The sequence below is a fragment of the Candidatus Delongbacteria bacterium genome, from assembly GCA_020634015.1.
Taxonomy (GTDB): domain Bacteria; phylum CAIWAD01; class CAIWAD01; order CAIWAD01; family CAIWAD01; genus JACKCN01.
On sequence record JACKCN010000005.1, the window covers coordinates 173,648 to 198,059 of the forward strand.

General features: G+C 63.1%; 12 protein-coding genes. 7 read left to right on the plus strand and 5 right to left on the minus strand.

Annotated elements, in window-relative coordinates; all coding sequences use genetic code 11:
• The first annotated feature begins 17 nt into the window (after positions 1–17).
• From H6678_10970 to H6678_11000, 7 genes are all read left to right on the plus strand, one after another.
• Positions 18–635, plus strand: a complete 618-nt coding sequence (locus H6678_10970) for a hypothetical protein (GenBank protein MCB9474321.1) — start codon at positions 18–20, stop codon at positions 633–635.
• A gap of 99 nt (positions 636–734) precedes the next feature.
• Entirely contained in the window at positions 735–1,064 is a 330-nt protein-coding gene (locus H6678_10975) for a hypothetical protein (GenBank protein ID MCB9474322.1), read from the plus strand.
• Positions 1,065–1,169: 105 nt separating this feature from the next.
• Positions 1,170–1,814 (plus strand): helix-turn-helix transcriptional regulator, encoded by a 645-nt coding sequence (locus H6678_10980; protein ID MCB9474323.1) that lies wholly within the window; start codon positions 1,170–1,172, stop codon positions 1,812–1,814.
• Positions 1,811–3,076 carry a HipA domain-containing protein gene (locus H6678_10985; GenBank protein ID MCB9474324.1) on the plus strand — a complete coding sequence of 422 codons (1,266 nt, stop codon included), beginning with the start codon at positions 1,811–1,813 and terminating at the stop codon, positions 3,074–3,076. Before H6678_10980 ends, H6678_10985 begins: the two co-directional genes overlap by 4 nt.
• A gap of 128 nt (positions 3,077–3,204) precedes the next feature.
• Positions 3,205–4,017, plus strand: coding sequence for an arylamine N-acetyltransferase (locus H6678_10990; protein ID MCB9474325.1), 813 nt, complete (start codon positions 3,205–3,207; stop codon positions 4,015–4,017).
• A 92-nt stretch (positions 4,018–4,109) separates the two neighbouring features.
• Positions 4,110–4,529 carry an OsmC family protein gene (locus H6678_10995; protein ID MCB9474326.1) on the plus strand — a complete coding sequence of 140 codons (420 nt, stop codon included), beginning with the start codon at positions 4,110–4,112 and terminating at the stop codon, positions 4,527–4,529.
• Between the two features lie 100 nt (positions 4,530–4,629).
• Positions 4,630–5,265: a CDGSH iron-sulfur domain-containing protein gene (locus tag H6678_11000; GenBank protein ID MCB9474327.1), complete on the plus strand. Its 636-nt coding sequence runs from the start codon at positions 4,630–4,632 to the stop codon at positions 5,263–5,265.
• Positions 5,266–5,739: 474 nt separating this feature from the next.
• Here H6678_11000 and H6678_11005 read toward each other — a convergent pair whose 3' ends face one another.
• From H6678_11005 to H6678_11025, 5 genes are all read right to left on the minus strand, one after another.
• Positions 5,740–10,386 (minus strand): T9SS type A sorting domain-containing protein, encoded by a 4,647-nt coding sequence (locus H6678_11005; GenBank protein MCB9474328.1) that lies wholly within the window; start codon positions 10,384–10,386, stop codon positions 5,740–5,742.
• A 567-nt stretch (positions 10,387–10,953) separates the two neighbouring features.
• On the minus strand, positions 10,954–13,563 hold the full coding sequence (locus H6678_11010) for a right-handed parallel beta-helix repeat-containing protein (GenBank protein MCB9474329.1): 2,610 nt from the start codon (positions 13,561–13,563) through the stop codon (positions 10,954–10,956).
• Positions 13,564–13,743: 180 nt separating this feature from the next.
• A complete protein-coding gene (tnpA, locus tag H6678_11015; protein ID MCB9474330.1) occupies positions 13,744–14,172 on the minus strand; it encodes an IS200/IS605 family transposase in 429 nt (142 codons plus the stop codon).
• A 647-nt stretch (positions 14,173–14,819) separates the two neighbouring features.
• Entirely contained in the window at positions 14,820–19,454 is a 4,635-nt protein-coding gene (locus H6678_11020; GenBank protein MCB9474331.1) for a T9SS type A sorting domain-containing protein, read from the minus strand.
• A gap of 291 nt (positions 19,455–19,745) precedes the next feature.
• Positions 19,746–24,404: a T9SS type A sorting domain-containing protein gene (locus H6678_11025; GenBank protein MCB9474332.1), complete on the minus strand. Its 4,659-nt coding sequence runs from the start codon at positions 24,402–24,404 to the stop codon at positions 19,746–19,748.
• Positions 24,405–24,412 lie beyond the last annotated feature (8 nt).

A 24,412-nucleotide genomic window follows, 5' to 3' on the forward strand; every position in this document is an offset into this window, starting at 1 on the left:
GACTGCTCGAATCTGGAATGTGCGTCACGACGCCCATCGGACCACTTGAACTGCTGGAGCTTCTGGGCCGCGGAAAGTCGGGCTATTCCTGGAAGGCTCGCACGGCCCTTGGCGAGCTGGTCGTCTACAAGGCCATGCACGACGAGCCGTGCTCGTTCTACCGCTTTTCGGGAAACAAGGTCGAGCACGAGCGCGGGGCCTGGCAGGTCCTGAGCCGGGCGGGCATTCCGCTACCCGAGCCGCTGTGCTTCGATCCTGAGGGAAACTGTCTGGTCAAGGAGTACATCGCCGGTGACACGGGCTGCCTGCTGGCGGCCGATGATCGGGTGGATCTCGAGCTGGTGCGCGCGCTGCGCCGGATGTCGCTGATGGCGAAGGCCGAGGGGCTGAACCTGGACTGGTTTCCGCCCAACTTCGTGCGCCGGGGAACGGAACTGGTATACATCGACTACGAAGCCAATCCCTGGGATGCGCGCTGGAGCCTGGAACACTGGGGCTTCTGGTACTGGGCCAATGCCGCGGGCATGCGGCACTTGCGTGAGCAGCATTCGATGAGTGACCTGGAAGACGAGCCGGGTCACCCACGTCATCAGGGGCTTGAGTCGCGGGTGCGCACCTGGTGCACGGAGTCTTGATGAATCGGTGTCGTCCTGGGTCGCAGCATGGAACACGCGGGACGAAAGGGAGCATCGTTCATGGATGAGCCAGTTCTGGACCTGCCGATCGGGGAAGACATGTCACCCGAGGACCGGATGTTTGCCCTGCACATCAACGAGATCCAATTGCTGCTGGCGGAGAAGCGCACGGCGCTGGCCGTCTTGCGCACCGGCATCGCCATCATGGCCCTGCCCATTTCGGTGCTCAGCGTGCTGATCGCGACCTCCCGCCTCTACGATCTGGCAGCCGTGTGGCAGCTGCTGGTCCCCGTGATCCTGATCAGCGTGGCGCTGGCCGCGCTGGCCGTCAATCTTGTCATGCGATCCATGCGCCGCCTGCTGACGATCGATCGGCTGATCAGCCTGATCAAGCGGGAATCCCCGCGCCTGGCTCGCCTGGTTTCCTGAGCGGGGCGACAAAGCTGACACGGAACGAGCAACTGCTTTACATGGCTAGAAATATTTGTTGACGCATATACTTTACAAAAATTATGCGCGGAAAAGCATTTGAAATTGACGATCGGTGCGTTGAGCAGTATGTTCTGCCGGACCCATTCCGCAACCACCGACCGGAGTCCGCCGATGCGCCATGATATCCAGGAGCTTGCAACCGCAATCCGGCTTGCCCGGATTCGCCGTGGACTGAGCCAGAAGGAACTTGGCCTGGCAACGGGGCTTCCGCAAAGCCATGTATCCCGAATCGAGAAAGGTGTCGTGGATGCGAAACTGTCCACATTTCTCGACCTGGCACGCGCCCTCGACCTTGAACTGATGCTGATTCCCCGTCAGCAGGTCCTGCTCGCCGAAAGCGTCCTGGGCTCCAAGGTGCAAAGCTCTCCCGGGAGGAACGATGCCTGGGAGAAGTCCACCGCCCGATTGATCCGCAGGATACGACAGCGACTGGCCACACAGGCGGTCAGCGCAGAGAATGGGAAACTTGTCGACCAGACGCTCGCTGAACTTCTGTCCATGGTGCCTGCCATTCCCGACACACGGCAGAGGCGCGTGCTGGACTTGTTGCGAGAGATCGGGAAGGTGTCCCAGGACCCCGAAAAAGTGAGCCGCGCATTGGCCGAATTGCGTCAGCTGAGTGCTGGAATCATGGGCGAGGCCCCGTTCGAGCGCCAGCCCGCCTACCGCCTGGGTGACGACGAATGACAGGCGGCGCCACAGGCAACACGTCCGATCTGAAGATTCTTCTGCACGGCAGGCGAATCGCCACCATCAGTCGCCTTGCGGACGACAGGAACCTCCTCGTGCTTGAGGACGACTACATCCAGAACCCAGATCGCCCCACTCTGGGACTTGGGTTCATGGACCAGGCCGGCGAGCTGCTGACGGAGTTTCATCCAACGCGCATGCGCCTGCACCCGTTCTTCTCGAATCTTCTGCCGGAAGGAGCTCTGCGGGAGTACCTGGCGAAGCGGGCAGGCGTGAAATCAAGCCGGGAGTTCTTTCTGCTGGCCGTGCTGGGCAAGGATCTGCCTGGTGCATTGACCGTGGAAGCCCGGGAGCTGGATGATGTGTTCACACTGCTGTCCGCACAGGAGCGCGGCACGGTTGAATCAGGCTCCGCAAACTCACCCTCGAGAATGCGCTTTTCTCTGGCGGGGGTTCAGCTCAAATTCTCCGCGATTCTCGAGGCGGCGGGCGGTTTGACCATTCCGGCAGAAGGCGTTGGCGGAAACTGGATCATCAAGTTGCCCTCGGCCCTGTATGCCCGCGTCCCAGAAAACGAGTACTCGATGCTGGAGCTGGCACGACATATCGGCATGCAGGTACCCGAGGTCAGGCTGATTCCAGCCCGCGAGATCGAAGGTCTGCCGATCGGCATGGAGGACTTCGCCGGTCAGGCGCTTGCCGTCAGACGCTTTGACAGAGCCGGGGATGGATCACCGATTCACATCGAGGATTTCGCCCAGGTCTATGGTGTCTATCCTGAAGCCAAATACGAGAAGGCGAGCTGCCAGAGTCTGGCCAGAGTCCTCTGGCGGGATTCCGGGGGCGATGATCTGGCCGAACTTGTGAGCCGTCTGGTCTTCAATGCGCTGATCGGAAACGCCGACATGCACCTGAAGAACTGGTCCTTGATCTACCCCGACCAACGGCATCCGCGTCTGGCACCGTGTTACGATTTCGTTTCCACCATCGCCTGGATTCCCGATGACCGCGAGATGGCGCTCAGTCTGGCCGGAACCAGATCGATGCTGGACCTGTCGTGGGACACACTCGAACGATTCGCGGCCAAAGCCCGGATTCCTCGGGAACTGGTACTGGCGGCAGCCGACCGCACGGTCCAGGCCTTCATCGAGACCTGGAGAAAACACCGGCAGGATCTTCCCCTGGATGAGCGACACGCGGACCGGATCGACGCTCACAGCCAGAGCATTCCATTGTTGAGAACGGCACGCCCGAAGTAGACGGCTCGATGCATGACCCAGCTGGTTGTCTGACCCAGGGTTTCATTCGTGCCACGGACCGACTGAAACCAGTGTGATGCCCGTGGCGCGCGCCCAAGCAAAACAGAGTCGAAGATGGGACTGATTTCATGAGCCTGCCCCAGAATGCCATTGAACTTGCCGCCTACTTGAAACGTATCGGGCATTGCCCTGAGGTCGAGCCAAGCCCGGCGGTGCTGCGCTCGCTGCACATGGCGCACGCCCGCACGATTCCCTTCGAGAACATCGAGGTGCTGCTGGGCGGAGTGCCGCGTCTGGATCCTGCCGGTCTGCAGCTCAAGCTGGTGGAGCAGAGGCGCGGTGGCTACTGCTTCGAGCAGAATTCCCTGCTGGCCCTGATGCTGGAAGCAATCGGCTTCGGTGTACGCCGGCTGTCGGCGCGCGTACGCTGGCACGGGCAGCACGTGTTGCCGCGCACTCACATGCTGCTGCTGGTGAGCGCGGGACAGGAGCAGTGGCTGGCCGATGTGGGCTTTGGCGCTCACGGTCTGCTGGAACCGCTGCCGTTTCGTGAAGGGGCGGAATCGCGGGTCGGGTTGTGGACCACGCGCCTTGTGCGGGAAGGGGAACTCTGGGTCGTGCAGATTCCCGAGGACGGCGACTGGCGCGATCTGTACGCCTTCGACCTGCAGGAGCAGCAGGCGGTGGACATGGAGCTGGCCAACTGGTACACTGCCACCCATCCCGGATCGATCTTCCGGAAAGGCCTGATCGCCCAGCGTGTCACTCCCGAACGGCGCACGCACCTGCGCGATCGGGAGCTGAGCGTGGAGGATGCATCCGGCACCTCGGGGCGCAGCTTGCGGGACGAGGCGGAAGTCCGCCAGGTGCTGGAAGAGATCTTCGGCATCCAGTGGCCCACGGGAGCCACGTCGACAGAATCCGATACCGCCGGCACCTGAGCCGTGCGGTCCATTACGGGAACGGGCCTCCTGACCGGGCTGTCGGCCCTGGTCAGCGAATTCCGGTCCCCACATCAGAAAGAGAGTCGATCATGACAATGCGCAGTGCTTCCGCCGAATGGAACGGAACCCTGAAGGATGGTCACGGCACGATGATTCTGGGCAGCGGTGCCTGGGAGGGGCCGTTCAGTTTCGCCTCGCGTTTCGAGGAAGGTCCCGGCTCCAATCCCGAAGAGTTGCTGGGTGCGGCTCATGCGGGCTGTTTCTCGATGTTCCTCTCCGCCGTGCTCACCAAGGCCGGCTTCGAGCCGCGCCGGATTCACACCACGGCCAAGGTGCATCTCGAGGCGGGCCCCGAGATCGCGCTGATCGAGCTGGACCTGGAAGCGGAAATCCCGGGAATTTCGGAAGAGGACTTCCTGACTCACGCCGAGACCGCCAAGGCGGGCTGCCCGGTATCCAAGGCGCTGGCCGGTCCCAAGGTCACCCTCAAAGCCCGTCTGCAGGCCTGAACCGACACACGGGGGCGGGCACCCGCGGGTGCCCGCCCATTTCAATTGCAACGGCCCCTGACGGATCACGCGGGGCCGTCGTCCTGCCCGGGAGAACCCCATGGCCGAATCGAAACTGTACTCCGGCAAATCGATCCAGGTCGAGTTCAATGCCCGCCGCTGCCTGCATGCCGGAGAGTGCGTGCGCACCCTGCCCGCCGTGTTCGACACGGCCCAGCGTCCCTGGATCATGCCCGACGAGGGCGGCGCGGCCGAGATCGAGCGTGCCGTGGCACTTTGCCCCACGGGCGCCCTCTCCTGCAGGCGCGTGGATGGCACCACCCCCGAGGAGTTCCCTCTGGGCAACCAGGTGGTCGTCTCCGCCAATGGCCCGCTCTACCTGCGGGGCCGGATCGAGCTGACGCGCCTGGACGGCACGGTGCAACACATGAAGGCCGCCGCACTCTGCCGCTGTGGCAACAGCTCCAACCGGCCCTTCTGCGACGGCAGCCACCGCCGCGCCCCGTTCAAGGCCGAAGGCAGCCCCGGCTACCGCAGCCTGAGTCCCACTCCCGATTCGGGCCCGCTCAAGGTCAGTTTCCGCGAACATGGCCCGATCCTGCTCTCGGGACATTGGATCCTGCGTCACACGAGCGAGCCCGAAACCTGCACGGGCGGAGCCCTCTGCCGCTGCGGCGCCTCGTCCCGCAAGCCCCACTGCGACGGAAGCCACCGCCAGGCCGGCTTCCAGGATTGAGTTGTGGGAATCGGGTGACACACAAAACTCGTCATTCCCGCGCATGCGGGAACCTCGAGAATTGCACCGCACACCCTCTTCCTGTCGGTTACCCCCCCCAGCCGCCCGTGGAGTCCCCACGGAACCCGGATTGCGCCGGAGCAACTCCAGTCGTGTGACGGATATTGAGACTTCATCCGGGCTACGGCTCTGATTGATGCTTCCCGCCCAGCCGCCCGTGGATTCCCCACGGGCTAGTTATGTATGACGCCCCATTCGGGGCTTGGCAGGCAGCGATCGTGTGCCAAGGCGAAGCCATGTTCCCTTCCCTCGCGCAGCGGGGGAAGGCACGCCGCAGGCGTGATGGGATGGGGGCCTTTCGTCGCAGAAAGGACCAACGATGTCTTGCCCCGCAAGAACGCCACGATCCGCCCCATGAGTGGAAACGCCCCGCGTGAGCAGCGGGGCGTTCCGGATCTCCCTGAATGTGTCGCATCACCTCAGCAGCACGATCTTCCTGGCGTCACTGAACCCATCGCCCTCCAGATTCAGCAGGTACACACCGCTGGCCAGATCGGAAGCGTCCAGCGTGAGCTGCAGCGTGCCGGGTGTCTGGCTGCCATTCAGCAGCGTGCGCACCAATTGCCCCTGCAGGTTGAAGAGGCGCAGACGGAAGGGACGCGTATCTGGCACACGGATCTCCACCGTGGTCGTGGGATTGAATGGGTTCGGCCAGACCTGGCCCAGAGAGAAGCTGGCAGGCAGAACCGGTTCCGGTGACACGGTCACATCACCCACGAACAGGTTCACGGGAACATGGAATGTCTGCTCGGCGCTTGTCAGCAGAATGCGTGCAGCATACGGACCTTCAGGCATCAGATGGCCCAGTGGGGTGTTGCTTGCGGTCACGGGAATGGCCAGGCTCTGCTGTGGACCCAGCATGCCGCTGTAGTTGGCCATTTCGAGCCAGAAGCGCGGTGTGATCCGGATCGCGTACTCATTGCGTGCGCGAAGTCTGTGACGAATCGCGAAACCCTCCTCGGGGCCGGGCCCCTGAAGACCCAGTGTGCCATGGCGGCTGGACAGGAGATTGTCGTGCATGTCGCCATACTGCAGCGTGATGAGTCCGCTGGATTCCAGGATGATCTGGAACGTGAACGGCCCGCCATGGGTGCCGAATTGACTTGGCGCTTCCACCCAGCTCACCACCAGACTGTCGGCACTCTGTCGACGGAAGACATGTCCTGCCAGATCGTTGTCCCGCAGCAGATCCTCCCACCAGCCACAGATGGAACTGGCCGGTGCCTGAGCGCTGGGCAGGCCGGGCTCATTGTCCGGATGCGCCGTACTGTCGCTGAAACTGAGATAGCCATCGGGACTGATGAACACCGTACTGAAACTCTGGCCGTAGAACGGAAAATCGAAGCCCATCGCGAAGGGACCCGCCACCTGATCGTGCTGGGCGAAGACCACCGGGAGCGCGTCCTCGTCGGGTGCCAGCCAGTGGACCATGGGGCCATCGGGTTCGTCGCTGTCGATCCAGGTGTATCCGGACGCATCGGGGCCACCTGCTTCGCGGGGAACCTCCAGTGGCGGCATATCCGTGGCAGTGGGCGGCCAGTCGCCCACCAGGATGATGCGTGTGTTCCAGGCAGCCATGCCGCTGCCCGTGTTCGTCAGATGAAGAGAATCCGTCGCGACGGTGGCCTGAGTATCACTCATGTGAAAATTCATCGAGCCGGGAAACACTTCCAGCATTGCGCCGGAAAGATCCTGCTGCCGTGTGCTGAAGCGGATGGCGCGGGTTCCGTTGATCGTGGTGGCCGTTGGGTCCCACAGCGAGTAGTTGCTGAGGGTCAGGCCGCGGGTGCCCGTGTGATCTTCCAGCCCGATGGTGCAATAGGGAAAGTCCTCGGAGTGATTCTGGTCATTGCGGAACTCGCGGTACTGGTAGATGAACTCCGCATCGCCGCTGGGAGTCTGATGTACCGCAGGATCCAGCAGCAACAGCTGGAAGGTGTTGGGCCCTCCGCTGGAATTGCCCCGTACGCCATACCATTCCACGACGAAGATGTGCAGGTCTTCCAGATACTCCACACACACCTGCCCCTCAGCAGGAATCAGGTGGTCGTCCCACATCACCGCCAGCATGGGCTGCGGACCCATGGGGCCCGGCATGAGGTGATTGCGCAGATCCGTTTCCAGATTCGAGTTCGGTCCGAAGCTGACGAAGCCGTTGGAGCACACTCCCATTTCGTCATAGCTCTCGCCGTACAGCGTGAAGGCGAAGGGCAGGGTCACCATCACCGCATCGTCCTGCTGATTGGCGTTGTCCGTCAGATCCAGCACGGTGCCAGTCCCACCCGCCATCGGGGCGATTTCAAGCCAGGCGTAGTCCAGCGCCATGGGGCCGGAGTCCCCATCTTCCCAGGCGTAGTACCCGTACTCGTCCGGTCCTGTAGGGTCACTCACCAGGCCTGCGCCCGAGCGCACGGGAACCAGGAACTGTCCCTGCACTCCAAGGGGGCTGGTCCAGTTGATGGTCAGCGTGGCGATGCTTCCGGAAAAGGCCTGGTCCGACACGGTGATCGGCAGACTCAGTGCCGTGCTGCTGCTCTCCGCGGGAATGCTCAGTGTGACTGGAGTCGAGGGCGTAAAGAACCACGACTCTTCCGGAAAGCTGGCGCTGAGGCTGAGATCGTTCCCGTCCAGAGCGCCCGAGTTGAGGATCTCGAGCAGCAGCTGGCCCGTGCTGCCGGGCTGCAGCACCACGCCGCTCACATTGGGATTCAGCAATTCCAGCCGGGGCGTGCGAGTGTCCGCGAGCACACGGTGCGTCACACCGGCGCCGCCATCCCATTCCAGCGTCAGGTCCAGCCAGACGGGATCGTCGTCACTCACGTCATTGTCCAGAGTGAACTGCAGCGGCGTGAGCAACTGGGCACTCTGGCCGGAAAGTATCGTGGGCAGGGCAGCCGTACCCTGGCTGATGGTGCCGATACCAGGTGCCAGCGACAGGCTCAGTGTGGCACCGGTCATCGGGGTGGCCAGCGGATTGAGCACGCTCAGACTTAGACTCGTCAGGCTGCCGGGCAGTACCCAGGCATTGCCGCCACTCTGCCAGGTCAGGGCTTCCAGGCTGGGCGTCATGTTCGCTGGCGTCAACGAATGGTTCTGCATCACGGGCACACAGTCGTCATGACTGGCGGTGATCCAGAGAGGGTCGCTTTCGAGCAGCGCGGGCAATGTGAGGACGACCCGTCCATCGGGGCCGGTCAGCCCCAGCACCTGCATGCCACTGGGCTGGCTGGCACAGACGACCGCACCCTCCACGGGCTGGTTTTCAGCTGTGATGATGCGCAGCGCCACCCGGGTGTCCCCCGCGGAAATGCTTGCGGGTGCCTCGGCGATCTGCAACACCGAAGGCTCGCCCACCCAGACATTCATGCCGGGATCACCCATCAGATTGGTCCAGCGGCCGTAGTTGGTGATGGCCTGGTCACCGGGTGGCAATGTGCGAAACAGCTCGAGCTTGCCGCGGAACATGGCCGTGCCAACCTGGCGAATGTCCAGGTCCAGCAAGGCATACCAGAACCCACCACAGACCAGATTGGCATGGTGGGTGTGGATGTTGGAAGTACAGAGGCCCATGGCGGCCACACCACCTCCCGGAGTGATGGGTGTGCCCGCCCGCAGGAAAGCCTCCGCGAAGCAGGGGTCGGAACCCGAGACGAAATTGCCCGTCGCTTCGCTGAAAATCACTGTGACCGGTGTTCGCGGTCCCTGCGCCAGATTCAGGATCTGTGCCGTGTTGAGCCCTTCCATGCCGATCCAGCCGCGGTAATTGTGAAAGCTGGTTCCCGCTTCGTACCAGCCCGGTACCCAGGTCGCGCTGCTGGCGCAGAACGCGGTGTCGATCTGGGTGTAGCCGTGATCCTCCGCCAGACGGATTGCCGCCCCGCGGCTCAATTGCGGCATGCTTTCGTCGCAGTTGTAGGAACTGGTGATGAAGGATGCCCGGTGCAGCCAGTCGGGATTCTCGAGATCGGGACTCAACTCGTAAGCCAGAATCTTGTTGAAGATGGTGCTCAGGTGGTCCGCGGTGCGGGCGCTGATGCGACCCACCACCAGATCGGCCAGCGCATCGTCGCCCGCGATGGTCGCGTAATACTGATCATATTGACCGGTATGGGTGGGGGTCATGAAACTGCCGCCGTCCGCATCGCCCACCAGCATCACGTAATCGGGCGGGTTGTCGCCACTGAACTCGGTGATCACCGCCTCGTGGATGGCTTCCTTGGCCCAGGCGATGTCGTCGTCGGTGATCACCTGCATGCGGTGCCCCTTGCGAAACTTCCACTCCAGCCAGTCCTGGAAGCTTTCATTGCCCAGAGCGTTGGCAGGGGTGAACACCAGATAGTTTAGCGGGTGCTGCGCCGTGTGCCATGCGATGTCACGCAGCGCACCTTCCGCATCGGGAGCTGAGATGAGCTCGTCCCCGACCAGGTTCTCCATCAGCGGACTGAAGGGCATGGGAGCCGTGATCTGATTCACGGAGTTCTCGCCGGCGAAGTCCAGCGACAGTTCGAGGCTAGCCAGTTCTTCAAGCTCGGCGCTGACCGGGTTCCAGCGCAATGGCGCAATGCTCACCTGCACCACGCGCCGGTCCCGCAGGATCATCGGATCGCTGAGTGACACGGCCTGCGACGGCCACCAGGCATCGCTGCCGTAGATCTGCGCATTCTCCACCCAGGGCAGCGGCAGGTCGGCTTCCGTGTGCAGGCGTTCCTGCAGGGGTCGCACCCGGACCGTCCCCAGTGGCTGCCAGTGCTGGGCCAGAATCCTCAGGCTGACCCCGGCACGATCCGGAATACGCACAAGCCGGTTCACCAGGGGCAGATCGGGAGCGCCCACCTCGTACAGCAGACCTTCGTGCTCGATGCGAAGAATCTGCTGGTCCTCGAGGGTCTCGCTCCGTGGTGGGGGAAACTCCATGCTCAGCCGGACACCCGCGCCCGCCTCAGCCCATTGAGCGTGGGTCGTGACCTGCGGTGTCTGGCTGGCGTTTCCGGCCGCTGCAAGACACAGTAGTGCGGCAAGCAGCTCGAACCACGGCACGCAATGTCGATTTGATTGTTCCATCGGGGATGGCCCTTCCTGGCTGCGGCGCCCGGAACACGCCTGGGTGAGATGCAGGAAACTCTTGGCTGGCCCTGGGAAGGGCTTGGAAACAGGGCTGGAATGCGTCCGGCCCGTGCGAATATCTGAAGTGCATGATGGGTCGACACCATCAGGCCATGGTTGATCCGCGTCCGCCCGTGGATTCCCCACGGAACCCGGATTGCGCCGGAACGATGCCCGTGGAGTCACGGATGCGGTGGCTTCATCCGGGCTACGGCGCTGAGTGACGCTCTTCCACACCCGCCCGTGTATTCCCCACGGAACCCGGATTGCGCAGGATCGATTCCGGTGGGGTCACGGATACAGTGGCTTCATCCGGGCTACGGCGCTGAGTGACGCTCCCCCACACGCGCCCGTGGATTCCCCACGGGCTACGTATGCATGATGCCCCATTCGGGGCTTGACAGGCAGCGATCCTGTACCGAGGCGAAGCCATGATCCCTTTCCTTGCGCAGCGGGGGAAGGCCTGCCGAAGGCAGGGGGGATGGGGGCCTTTCATGGTCTGCAGCGTCGACACGATCTGTCTCCTCACCTCAGCAGCACGATCTTCCTTGCGTCGCGAAAGCCGTTTCCTTCCAGGCTGAGAAAGTACACGCCGCTGGCCAGATCGGAGCCGTACAGCGCGATCCGGAGCGTGCCGGGAGTCTGGCTTCCCGAGAGCAGGGTCCTGACGCGCTGGCCCTGCAGATTGTAGACATGCAGGCTGAAGGGCCGTGCGTCGGGCACGATCAGTTCGATGGTGGTCATGGGGTTGAAGGGATTGGGGAACGCCGGCCTCAGTTCGAAGCCGATCGGGTGTGCCCGGGGTTCCTTGAGCGGCGCACGCACGGCCACCAGGTGATCCAGTGTGCCCGCACGGGGACCACCGGTGTAGCCGATGTCGTTGCGCAGCCCCCCCTGGCTGGGCCAGAGGGCGACACCGGGGTTGTCGGGGTCTTCCAGATCATCGAAGGCCATGCTGGAATCACCGGAATCAATGCACACGGAAGTTCTTGCCAGAAATGGGTAGCCAAGCTCTGGGTCGAACCCAGGATCCATTCCGATGATGTTGCCTTCCCCAGCGGTTGGCGCTACTGGGAGGGAGCACGACAGGAACTCGATGGGCTGATCGTTGGGGATGATGCCCCAGTGAGCCTCCAGGTGCTGGAAGGAATTGTTCGCAATCAGGCTGTTGCGCACGATGCTCTGTGGATAGTCCGCGATGTCCCCAACCAGCAGATTCCGCACGCCGCTGTTAGTGATGGTCAGGTTCCGCACTTCTGTTTGCTGCGGACTGTCGTAACTGGAATAGAACACGACGGCTGCCTGGTGGCTGGGCAGCCATGTGTTCGCGAAATCCCTTGCTTGAACACTGTCGATCAAGACATTCTCCACCAATCCGATGTCACTGTCCAGCCAGAGTCCATAGCGGTGCGGGCCTCTGATGACACAGTTCCGGACTTCTGACCGAGAGTGCCCGAAGATCTGCAGGCATCCTTCGTCGTTGTCGGTGAAGGAACAGTTTTCCACCAGCAGTCTGGTGCGCCAGGGGATGTTTTCGATTCCGCCTTCGATCCGGACTGTGGAACCCAAAGAAAACGATTGGTTTGTTTCTGGGATGACAGCCGACAGCCTGTTGTCATGAAAGATGCAATTGTGCACGATGGCCTGCCGCGTATCACCAAGCAGCAAGTACAATGCGCGACCTTCGTGGTTCGGGCCAAAATCGTCTGGCCCAAAATCCGCGACGATGGCCCAGTAGTTAGCGTGGTCAATCACGACGTTGTGGCTGACTTCAACACTCTCGATTGTCAGGGTATCCAATCCATCATGGTGCACGTACAGTGCAGCCCCTGAATGCATATTCCAGAAGTCCAACGAGTCCAGAGGCGTGGGCATCTCCGAGACATTGCCCGTAATTTTGCTGCTCAGAAGGTTGCAGTTCTTGATGCTGGCGATGCGGCCACCCAGCAGATTGCCGGGCTGGTTTGGCCCCCCCGCGTGATTCCCTTCCACAAGCAGATGCTCGATCGTACCCGTGTAGATGTTGGCAAGTTCATCCCGCGGGCATTCCAGCTCGACGACGTCGTACCCTGCCGTCGAGTTGCCGATGACGCGGACGCTGTCAATGTGAACACCCTGACCGTGAATCTGCAGCATGCTGACAGGCCCGTTGCCGGTGTAGAGATTGTCGTGAAAGTGGACATTCTTCACGGTACCGCGACCTATCCCAAGTTGCAGGTTTGGGGGATAACTACTTATCAAGTTCTGTGCTTCAAAGCCATCGATGAAATTGTACGCTCTTCCGCCAAAATCAGTGGCAAAGACCGGTGTTTGGTAGCCATGGACAAGTACATCGTTGACCCATGCCGAGTCCGTCGAAATGAACGATCCAGCACTTCCATTGTCACCGGTTCCATCACACACAAGCGAGTCTACTTGAAGACTCAGATCAAGATCAACACGGACGTTTCTATCTGTGCCAGCCGCACCATTCTTGATCAGGATGTTGCGCATCTTCAATCGTTTGAATGCTGCACGCAATCGCAACACAGGGGCCGAGGCTGAGGGACCGCCACCAGAAACAGTATGTCCTCTGAATATGATGTGTGCCAACTCCAGACAGGATTCTTCCATTCCGAAGATTCCACCGGCCATGTCGGTGCCGGCACCATTCTGGACAACTAGGCCATCCAGCCGAATCCATTCCTGATCCGTGTCCGGAATCACCAGACAGGTCCCGTTGTGGCCGCCATCCAGGATCGTCTCCAGCCAGTCTGCGGAATCCCTTGTGGCCGGGTAGTGGCTCATCAGGGTGATGCCATGGCCGGGGGCGGTCAGGTGTTCGAAGTACGTCCCGCGCTCGACGAGCACGGTGTCACCGGAGGTGCTGGCGTCAAAGGCGGACTGGATGGTGGGTTGGTCGCCGGGCACGCCGATGATCGCGGCATCAGCGGAAGTGGCAAGCAGCAGGCACAGTATGATTCGAAGCATGGGCGGCCTCTCGCGGGCGATGGCATCGGCCAAAGAAAATGGTGCGCCCAGTTTAGCGAAAGGTTGGCGGCGTGGGCAGGATTTTCGTCCAGCTGGCAGATTCCGTGCAGGAGACAGAAGCCGCCCGCAGGGCAAGATTCGTGCAGCCGCGGGGAGCATGCCCAAAGCGACGCTTTGGGGTGATTGCCCCACCCATGGACACGGTGCCCGGCCAATGGGTGGGGTGCCGGAGGTGCAGGAGGGATTGGTCGTGCTCCACCCAAAGCGTTGCTTTGGGCTGACGAAACAGTGCCCCTTCGGGGCGGATTTGCTGCGCCTGTCCCACCTGATTGGCCATCATCCCCGTCAAATGGGCATATCCAAAGAATCGAACCAAGCCAGTTCCTGTTCGGCGGTGGAGTTCCGATGGTGCTGTTCCTGATTGTCTATGTACCGTCGAACCTTGCACAAGTTCGTTGGTGACACAGAATAGGCCCCATAACCATGTTGCCATGCAAAGCAAGCCAGGTCGGCCGACTGGGACTTTACCCATCGAGATGAAGAGGTCTTGACCAGCATGACCAGGTCACACAGGGCCATTGTCTGCCCAAGACCGAACAGAATGTGCACATGGTCGGCTACCCCATTGATGCACAGTGGTTTGCAGTTTGATTTCTCGATGATGGAGTAGATGTATCCAAACAGCTTCTTGCGAAGTTCCTTGCGGATAAGCGGAGCCCTGTTCCTGGTTGAGAAAACGAGATGCACATAGTTACGAACCTGAGACTGTCCCATTAAATGCGTCTTTCTCCATCAAGTGCAGCCGATTGCGTCCCGTGACACCAACTTGTGATATCTGTCCTATCCCCGATAAAGTTTTGGGTTCCAGAGAACCATTCATGAGCCAAAAACAACATGCTCCAATGTCAGGGGAATCAAACAAAGCCGCTCGCAGGGCAAGATTTGTGCAGCCGCGGGGAGCATGCCCAAAGCGACGCTTTGGGGTGATTCATGGCACACACATCACGCTTCGGTTCACCCGCGTCCGCCCGTGGATTCCCACACAACCCGGATTGCGCCGGGACGATTTTCGTGACGCTACAGATGCGGTGGCTTCATCCGGGCTACCGCACTGTGTGACGCTCCCCCGCGTCCGCCCGTGGATTCCCCACGGGCTAGTTATGTGTGATGCCCCATTCGGGGCTTGGCAGGCAGCGATCGTGTACCGAGGCGAAGCCAGAATTCCTTCCATCGCGCAGCGGGGGAAGGCCTGCCGAAGGCAGGGGGGATGGGGGCCATGGGCGATGTGCCACAAAGGGGCGGGGATCAGATTGGGTGGCTCGTGTAACAGCAAGGGATCCCCGCCTGCGCGGGGATGACGAGTATGACGGCATCGGGTCTGCCGACATCGAGTCTGGCAGTGACGAGGCTGTGAATGACCCTCACCGCAGCAGCACGATCTTCCTTGCGTCGCGGAAGCCGTTCCCTTCCAGACTGAGCAGGTACACGCCGCTGGCCAGATCGGAGCAGTCCAGCGCGATCCGGAGCGTGCCGGGGGTCTGGCTGCCCGAGAGCAGGGTCCTGACGCGCTGGCCCTGCAGATTGTAGACATGCAGGCTGAAGGGCCGGGCGTCGGGCACGGTCAGTTCGATGGTGGTCATGGGATTGAAGGGATTGGGCCAGATCCGGCCCAGACTGAAGTCGTGTGGCGTCTCGACGGGTTGCCCGGGTCGCACGTCCACGTTGCCCACGGCCAGGCTGACGGGAATCTCGAAACTCTGCTCGGCCGCGTTGAGGATGATCCGGGCCTGGTAGAGTCCCTCGGCCAGCAGGACACCCATGGGGCTGTTGTTGGCCAGCACCGGAATCGCCACGGTCTGCTGCGCGCCCAGCAATCCGCTGGTCGTGCCAAGCTCGAGCCATCCGGGTGGTGTGATCCGTACCGCGAAATGGCTGCGGGAGATCTGCATGTGGCGAACCGCGAATCCCTGCGCGGGCTCGGGGCCCTGCAGGCCGATGGTGCCCGAGTCGCTCAGCGGATTGTTGCCGCTCATCTCGCCGTACTGCAGCGTGATGCGGCCATTGTTCTCAAGAATGATCTGGAAGGTGAAGGGGCCGCCGGACAGGTTCGGGGAGCTGTGCGGGGCATTCACCCAGGACACGATCAGGCTGTCGGGGCGATGGCTGCGGAAGACGTGACCGGAGAGATCCGTGTTCTGCAGCAGGTCGTCCCACCAGCCGCAGATGGCATTGTCGGGCGCCAGTGAGTTGGGCAGACCCACCGCATTGTTCCAGTGGTTGGCGTTGTCGGTGAAGCTGATGTAGCCATTGGGATTGATGTACAGGCTGTCGTGGGTCAGGCCGTAATAGCGGAAGTCGAAACCGATGGCGAAGGGACCCACGCCCGAGTCGTTCAGTTGAAAGTCCACGAGCAGCGCCTCGGCGTCGGGGGTGACCCAGTGGACGGCCGGGCCGCCCGCCTCCTCGCTGTCCACCCAGCGGTAGCCGTAGACATCGGGACCCCCGGCGTCGCGGCTGTCAGCCGGGCGAGCGGGCGACGAGATCCAGTCCGTGTCGAACTCGATGCGCGCGCTCCATGTCATCAGGCCGCCGCCAAGATTGTGCAGGTGCAGGGTGTCGCTGGCCGTTTCGTCGGCCAGATCGCTCATCGCGAAGTCCAGCGCGCTTTCCTGCGGAGCCGGTATGCCCTCGGAGCTGGCCTGGCGCTGGGTGCTGAAGCGGATCGCGCGGGTGCCCGTGATGGGGGTTGCGGTCGGGTCCCAGTGGTTGTAGTTCGTCAGGGTCAGCCCCTGGGTGCCCGTGTGATCCTCGAGCCCGATGGTGCAATAGGGAAAGTCCTGGGCGTTGCTCTGGTCGTTCTGGAACATGTTGTACTGGTAGATGAAGTCGCCATCGCCGCTGTCGGTCTGGTAGACGGCCGGGTCCAGCAGGAGCAGCTGGAAGGTGTTGGGGCCGCCCGTCGAATTGCCGCGCACGCGGTACCACTCCACCGCGAACATGTGGGATTCTTCCAGGTACTCCACGCAGACCTGGGCCCCGCCGGTGATCTTGTGGTCGTCCCACATCACGGCCAGCATGGGCTTGGGGCTGAGCGCGCCGGGCAGATAGTGGTTGCGGAACTCCGTTTCCAGATGGGCGTTGGACCCAAAACTGACGAAGCCATTGGAGCACACGCTCATTTCCGTGTACGACACGCCGTACAGCGTGAAGGGGAAGGGCAGGTTCACCAGGGTCGCGTCGTCCTCTTCGTCGCCGTGATCGCTCAGATCAAGCACGGTGCCCGAGCCACCGGCATCGGGCGCGATCTCGAGCCAGCCGAACTCCATGCTCTGGTCGCCCTCGTCGTCATTCTCCCAGGCGTAGTAGCCGTATTCGTCGGGGCCCGTGGGTTCGTGGGGCACACCGGCCCCGCAGCGCACGGGTACCACGAAGCTGCCATGGAGGCCCAGCGGACTGCTCCAGTCGATTCGCAGCATGCTGTTGTTGCCGGCGAAGGCCTCTTGGGCCACGCTCACCGGCACGACGAGCTGGTCGCTGCTCTCGCCCGCGGCAATGCTGAGTGTCACGGGAGTGCCCGGTGTGGAGAAGAGTGATTCGGCGGGGAAGGACGCGACGAGACTCAGCTCGGCACCGTCCAGATTGCCCGCATTGAGAATCTGCAGTTGAAGGGAGCCGCTCTGGCCGGGCAGCAGGCTCGTGCCCGCCAGGTTGGGGCTGCCCAGTTCCAGCCGCGGAGTGCGCACATCGGCGATCAGCCGGTGGCGCACGCTGTTGCCGCCATCCCAGCTCAGGTCCAGATCCAGCCAGACCGGCTCGCCGCTGCTGACATCCGCGTCCAGCGTGAACAGGAAGGGGGTCGGCAGGCTGGCGCTCTGCCCGGCGGCGATGCTGGGCAGGCTGACGCTGCCCTGCTCAAGCGTGCCCGCTCCGGCGGGCAGGCTCAGGCTGAGAGTGGCCCCCGTGATGGCCGTGGCCAGGGGATTGGTCACGCTCAGGTCCAGACTGGTCTGGCTGCCGGGCAGCGCCCAGGCGTTGCCGCTACTCTGGTAGACAAGATTGCTCAGCCCGGGAAGCGGCGCCGAACCGAGGGCCACATCCTGCAGCACGGGCACGCAATCGTCGTGGGTGGCGGTGATCCAGAGCGGGCTGGCGGCATCCAGTTCGGGCAGGGCAAGTACCACCCGACCATCCGCCCCGGTGAGACCCAGCACTTGAAAGCCGTCGGGCTGGCTGGCGCAGACCACGGCGTTTTCGACGGAGGCTCCGCCGGTGGTCTGAATGCGCAGCGCCACTCGCGTATCCCCAGCGGAGATGCTGGCGGGAGCCTCGCTGATCTGCAGCACATCGGGTTCGCCGACCCAGAGGTTCATGCCCGGGTCGCCCATCAGGTTGGCCCACTGGCTGAAGTTGGTCACGTTGGCGTCACCGGGCGGCAGGCTGCGCAGCAGTTCGTACTTGCCACGGAACATGGCCGTGCCCACCTGGCGGATGCCCAGGTCCAGAATGGCATACCAGAAACCGCCGCAGACGATGTTGTTGTAGGCGGTGTGCGTCTCGATGGTGCAGAAGCCCATCGCGGCCGCCGCCCCGCCCTGTGTCACGGGATTGCCGGCCCGCAGGAAGGCTTCGGTGAAGGCGGGGTCCGCGCCCGCATTGAAATCGCCCGAGGCACAGGTGAAGATCACCGCGATCGGCGTGCGGCGGCCCTGGCTCATGTTCATGATCGTGTTGGTGCTCAGGTTCTCCATGCCGTAGATGCCACGGTAGTTGTGGTAGCTGGTGCCCGAGCTGTACCAGTTGTAGACGTAACTGGGGCTGGCCGCGCAGAAGGCGGTGTCGATCTGGGTATAGCCGTAGCGGTCCACCAGGCTGAAGGCCGCGCTGCGGCTGAGCTGCGACATGCTGAGGCCGCAGTGTCCCACACCGGTCAGGAAGGAGGCCCGGTGCAGCCAGTTGGGATTGGCCAGGTCGGGGTTCTTCTCGTAGGCCAGGATCTTGTTGAAGATGGTGCTCAGGTGGGTCGCGCTGCGCGCCGTGATGCGCCCGGTCACCAGGTCGGCCAGCGCGTCGTTGCCGGCCACGGTGGCGTAGTAGTGGTCGTACTGGCTGGGGTGGGTGGGAGTCTGGAAGCTGCCCCCGTCGGAGTCCCCCACGAGCATCACATAGTCGGGAGGAGTATCGCCGTTGAACCGGGCCAGCACCGTGTTGCGGATGGCCGTGGTGGTCCAGCTGATGTCCGCGTCGGTGATCACCTCCATGTGGTGACCCTTGCGGAACTTCCACTCGAGCCAGTCCTGGAAGGGGCCATTGCTCAGTGCGCTGGCCGGCGTGAACACCAGATAGTTCAGCGGCCGCTCGGCCGTGTGCCAGCCGATCTCGCTCAGGGCGCCCTCGCTGGCCGGAGGAGCGATCAGCTCGTCGCCGACCAGTTGCGCCATCAGCGGACTGGATGGCATGGGAGCCGTGATCTGGTTCAGCGGATTCTCGCCGGCGAAGTCGAGGGCCAGCTCCAGCGAAGCCAGCTCTTCCAGCTCGCCCGTGGTGGGGTTCCAGCGCAGGGGCGCCACGCTCAGCTGTACCACACGCTGGTCCCGCAGGATCATCGGCTCGCTGAGCGATACCGCCTGCTGCGGCCACCAGCCGTCCAGCGCGTAGATCCCGGCATCCTCGATCCAGGGCAGCGGCAGTTCCGCCTCGACGTGCAGGCGTTCCTGCAGCGGGCGCACGCGTGTGGCATCCAGTGGGTGCCAGTCTTCGGCCAGCACTCTCAGGTTGGCTCCCGCGCGATCCGGAATGCGAACCAAGCGGTTCACCAGCGGCAGATCGGGAGCGCCCGCCTGCCCCAGCAGACCTTCGTGTTCCAGCCTGAAGATCGACTGGCCATCGATGTCTTCCACGCTGGGCAGGGGAAACTGCAGGCTGAGCTGAAGTCCACTCTCGGCAGCGGCCCAATCGGCCTGCTGACTGACCGTTCCGGTCTGTGATGTGTATCCGGCGAGCGGCAGGCACAAGAGTGCACCCAGCCGCATCATCTGCCGCCATGAGATGTGAGTCACCAATGGATCCTTCCAGGGTACGGCGCCCGGAACACGCCGGTTTGACAAGCATCGGACTGTTTCGCGCAGGGCGGACCATTCATGCGAATGGCCGTGCGGCGCTGGCCGACCCCGTCCATTATTGTATGGGTCCGGAAGTGGGCGCCAACAGTTTGCATATCGCCAAGCTGGCATCCAAGCTGAGCAGCCTTGGTTGGAAATTCGCTGGCGGCCCCGGGATGTCACCCTGTGGAAAGAAAAAGCGCCCCGCAGTCTCCCGCGGGGCGCTTTCGATTGGACTGTCCGCCGGGCTCAGCGCACCAGGGCGATCTTGCGCGTCTGCTGGAAACCATCGCCTTCCAGGCTCAGCAGATAGACTCCGCTGGCCAGAGCCGAGGCATCCAGGGTCAGCTGCAGAGTGCCGGGCGCCTGGCTGCCCTCCAGCAGGGTGCGTACCAGCTGGCCCTGCAGGTTGTAGAGGCGCAGGCGCACGGGACGCGAGTCGGGAATGCCCAGCTCCACCGTGGTGGTGGGGTTGAAGGGATTGGGCCAGACCCGGCCCAGGCTGAAGTCGGTGGGGTAGGGATTCGCATTCGGGTCGCCACCCACGCCCACCTCGGCGATGGTCAGGGTCACGGGCACGTCAAAGGACTGGTCGCCACTCTCCACCACGATCCGCGCATTCCAGACACCTTCGGGCAGCAGCAGGCCGCTGGGCTCGTTGCGCGCCACCACCGGCACGGCCGTGGTCTGCTGGGCGCCCAGCAATCCACCACTGGTGCTCAGTTCCAGCCAGAAGGGCGGGCTGATGCGCACGGCGTAGTCGCTGCGCGAAATCAGCATGTGGCGGATGGCGAAACCTTCTTCTGCCGAGGGTCCCTGCAGGCCCATGGTGCCCGAGTCACTGAGGGGGTTGCCACTGGTCATCTCGCCGTACTGCAGCGTGATGCTGCCGTTGGATTCCAGAATGATCTGGAAGGTGAAAGGGCCACCGAACTGTCCGGGGTTGTAGTGCGGCGTGTCGACCCAGCTCACCACCAGGCTGTCGGCACTGTGGCTGCGGAACACATGGCCATTCAGGTCCGCTTCCTGGAGCAGATCGTCCCACCAGCCGCAGATGGCGTTGTCGGGGGCCAGGTCATTGGGCACACCGATCGCGTTGTTCCAGTAGTTGGCGTTGTCGGTGAAACTGATGAAGCCATTGGGGCTGATGTACAGGCTGCTGAAGAGCTGGCCGTAGTACGAGAAGTCAAAACCGATCTCGAAGGGGCCGGCCGCCGCGTCGTTCTGCACGAAGTCCACGGCAATCGCGTCGTCTCCCGGGGCCACCCAGTTGACCTCGGGGCCGCTGTCCTCGTCGCTGTCGATCCAGCGGTAACCGAAGGAGTCCGGACCGCCCGTATCACGGGAGGCCGCCGGGCGCAGCAGGCCTGCAGGAGACGGCGGCCAGTCACCCTCCACCTCGATGCGCGCATTCCAGCTGATCAGGCCCGTGCCGGAATTGCCCAGGCGCAGGGAGTCGGTTTCCTGCATCGCCTCGGTGGAGCTCAAGGTATAGTCCAGCGAGGGCGACAGCACTTCCAGCACTCCGCCCACGGGTGCTTGCTGCAGGGTGGTGAAGCGGATCGAGCGGGTCCCGGTGATCGGGGTCGCGGTGGCATCCCAGTGGTCGTAGTTGGTGAAGGTCATCCCGCGGGTGCCGGTGTGGTCTTCGACACCGATCGTGCAGTAGGGGAAGTCCTGGGAGTTGTTCTGGTCGTCAATGAAGGTGTGGTACTGGTACACGAAATCACCGTCGCCCGTGGGAGTCTGGTACACGGCGGGGTCCAGCAGCAGCAACTGGAAGGTGTTCGGACCACCCTGCGAGTTGCCGCGCACCCGGTACCACTCCACCACCACCATGTGCGAACTGGGCAGATACTCCACGCAGACCTGGGCCCCGCCGGTGAGCTTGTGGTCGTCCCACATCACCGCCAGCATGGGCTGGGGGCCCATCGCGCCCGGCAGGTAGTGGTTGCGGAAGTCGGTTTCCAGGTGGGAATCGGGACCAAAGCTGACGAAGCCATTGGAGCACACGCTCATCTCGCTGTAGGTGACACCGTAGAGCGTGAAGTCGAAGGGCAGGGTCACCATTGCCGCATCATCGGCCTCGTCGGCCGTGTCGGTCAGGTTCAGCACCGTGCCCGTACCTCCGGCCGCGGGGGCGATCTCGATCCAGCCGTAGGCCATGCTCATCTCTCCGGCGTCGCTGTCTTCCCAGGCGTAGTAGCCGTAGGCATCGGGACCGCTGGGTTCCGACTGCACACCGGCACCGCAGCGCACGGGAACACTGAAACTGCCGCCCATGCCCAGCGGGCTGGTCCAGGCGATGTCGAGCATCGTGTTGTTGCCGGCATAGGCCTCGGCGTCCACGGTGACGGGCACGAAGAGCTGGTCGCTGCCACCGCCCGCGGGAAGGCTGAGGGTCACGGGAGTGCCCGGGGTCGTGAAGCGTGACTCCTGGGGGAAAGACGCCACCAGGCTCAGGTTGTTGCCCGCCAGATTGCCCGAGTTGAGAATCTCGACCTGCAGGTTGCTCGTGGTGCCGGGCATCAGGTTCAGGCCGCTCACATTGGGATTGCTCAGTTCCAGCCGGGGAGTGCGGACATCGGCGAGCACACGGTGGCTCACACTGTTGCCGCCATCCCAGGCCAGGCTCAGGTCCAGCCAGACGGGAGCGTCGCCGGACACATCGCCGTCCACTGTGAACTGCAGGGAGCTCAGCAGGTTGGCGCTCTGGCCGGGAGCAATGCTGGGCAAGGCCGCGCTGGCCACCTGGATCGTGCCCACACCGGGCTCGAGGCTCAGGGTCAGGCTGGCACCACTGAGGGTGCTGGCCGTGGGGTTGCTCACCCGCATGTCCAGGCTGGTGACCGTACCGGGAAGCGCCCAGGCATTGCCGTCGCTGTCGTACTCAAGAGAGCCCAGACTCGGGGTGGCGCTGGCGGAAGTCAGACTGATGTCCTGCATCGCGGGCACACAATCATCGTGGCTGGCGGTGATCCAGAGCGGGCTGGCTTCGTCCAGGACGGGCAGGGTCAGCACCACGCGGCCATCGGGACCGGTCAGGCCCAGCACCTGGAATCCGTCGGGCTGGCTGGCGCAGACCACCGTGTTCTCCACGGGCTGATCGCCGGTGGTGGTCACACGCAGGGCCAGGCGAGTATCACCCGCGGACAGGGTGGCCGGAGCTTCGCTGATCTGCAACACATCGGGTTCGCCGACCCACATGTTCATTCCCGGGTCGCCCATCAGGTTGGCCCAGTAACTGAAGTTGCTGATGTTCGAGTCGCCCGGGGGCAGGCTGCGGAACAGCTCATACTTGCCGCGGAACATCGCGGTGCCCACCTGGCGGATGCCCTGGTCCAGAATCGCATACCAGAATCCGCCACAGACCACATTGTTGTACGCGGTGTGGGTCTGGGAGGTGCAGAATCCCATGGCGGCCACGCCGCCGCCGGGGGTGACGGCGTTTCCGGCCCGCAGGAAGGCTTCGGTATACGCCGGATCGCCGCCCGAGGCGAAGTCGCCGGAACTGCAGGTGAAGATCACCGTGACCGGGGTGCGGCGTCCCTGGGTCAGATTCTGGATGGTGGTCGTGTTCAGCCCTTCCATGCCGATCCAGCCCCGGTAGTTGTAGTAGCTGGTGCCCGCGTTGTACCAGGTGGACACATAACTGGGGCTGGCCGCGCAGAAGGCCGTGTCGATCTGGGTGTAGCCGAAGTTGTCCACCAGGCTGAAAGCGGCTCCCCGGCTGAGCTGGGACATGCTCAGCCCGCAATGGCCCTGCCCCGTGAGGAACGAGGCGCGGTGCAGCCAGCCCGGGTTGGCCAGGTCGGGGTCCTGCTCGTAGGCCAGGATCTTGTTGAAGATGGTGCTCAGCTGGGTGGAACTGCGCGCGCTGATGCGCCCCACCACCACGTCGGCCAGGATGTCGTTGCCCGCGATCGCCGCGTAGGCGTGGTCATACTGTGAGCCATTGGTGGGTGTGACATAACTTCCACCGTCGGGATCGCCCACCAGCGTCACGTAGTCGGGCGGGTACTCGCCACCGTACTCGGAGATGATGGTATTGCGGATCGCGGTGCTGTTCCAGCTGATGTCACCATCGGTGACGATGGTCATGTGATGTCCCTTGCGGAACTTCCAGTCGATCCAGTCCTGAAAGCGCACATTCTGCAGCGCGGTGCCCGGAGTGAAGACCAGATAGTTCAGCGGACGCTCGGCCGTGTGCCATTCGATCTCGCGCAGGGTGCCCTCGGCCGGGGGAGGCGAAATCAGTGCGTCACCCACAAGCTCGGCCATCAGGGGGCTGTGGGGCATGGGGGCCGTGATCTGGTTCACGGGATTCTGGCCATGAAAGTCCAGCGACAGATCCAGCGTGACCAGTTCTTCCAGTGCGCCATTGGCGGGGTTCCAGCGCAGAGGAGCCACACTGAGCTGGATCACGCGCTGATCCCGCAGGATCATCGGTTCGCTGATGCTGACCGCCTGCAGGGGCCACCAGCCATCCATTCCATAGATCGCGGGGGATTCCAGCCAGGAGAGCGGCAGGTCCGCTTCGGTGTGCAGGCGTTCCTGCATCGGGCGCACGCGCACCGGATCCAGTGGCTGCCAGTCCTCGGCCAGGATGTTCAGGCTCACGTCACTGCGGTCGGGGATGCGCACCAGACGATTCACGAGCGGCAGGTCGGGGGATCCCGCCTCGCCGATCAGGCCTTCATTCTCGATGCGGTAGATCCGCTGGCCGTCGATGTCTTCCACATCGGGCTGTGGGAATCGCAGAGTGAGCCGGACTCCCGTGTCCGCAGTGGCCCACTGGACCTGCTGGCTCACGGTGGGGGTTTCCGTGGCCGAGGCCACACGTCCAGTGAGAGGCAGGCACAGCAATGTGCCCAGCAGCAGGGTGTGCCGCCATGACCTTCGTTCCACGTGTCATT

Excerpts from the sequence above, each read along its gene's own strand:
- H6678_10970 (MCB9474321.1), top strand. The coding sequence starts at position 18 with ATGTGCGTCACGACGCCCATCGGACCACTTGAACTGCTGGAGCTTCTG.
- tnpA (MCB9474330.1), bottom strand. The coding sequence starts at position 14,172 with ATGGGACAGTCTCAGGTTCGTAACTATGTGCATCTCGTTTTCTCAACC.
- H6678_10990 (MCB9474325.1), top strand. The coding sequence starts at position 3,205 with ATGAGCCTGCCCCAGAATGCCATTGAACTTGCCGCCTACTTGAAACGT.
- H6678_10995 (MCB9474326.1), top strand. The coding sequence starts at position 4,110 with ATGACAATGCGCAGTGCTTCCGCCGAATGGAACGGAACCCTGAAGGAT.
- H6678_10985 (MCB9474324.1), top strand. The coding sequence starts at position 1,811 with ATGACAGGCGGCGCCACAGGCAACACGTCCGATCTGAAGATTCTTCTG.
- H6678_11000 (MCB9474327.1), top strand. The coding sequence starts at position 4,630 with ATGGCCGAATCGAAACTGTACTCCGGCAAATCGATCCAGGTCGAGTTC.
- H6678_11005 (MCB9474328.1), bottom strand. The coding sequence starts at position 10,386 with ATGGAACAATCAAATCGACATTGCGTGCCGTGGTTCGAGCTGCTTGCC.
- H6678_10975 (MCB9474322.1), top strand. The coding sequence starts at position 735 with ATGTCACCCGAGGACCGGATGTTTGCCCTGCACATCAACGAGATCCAA.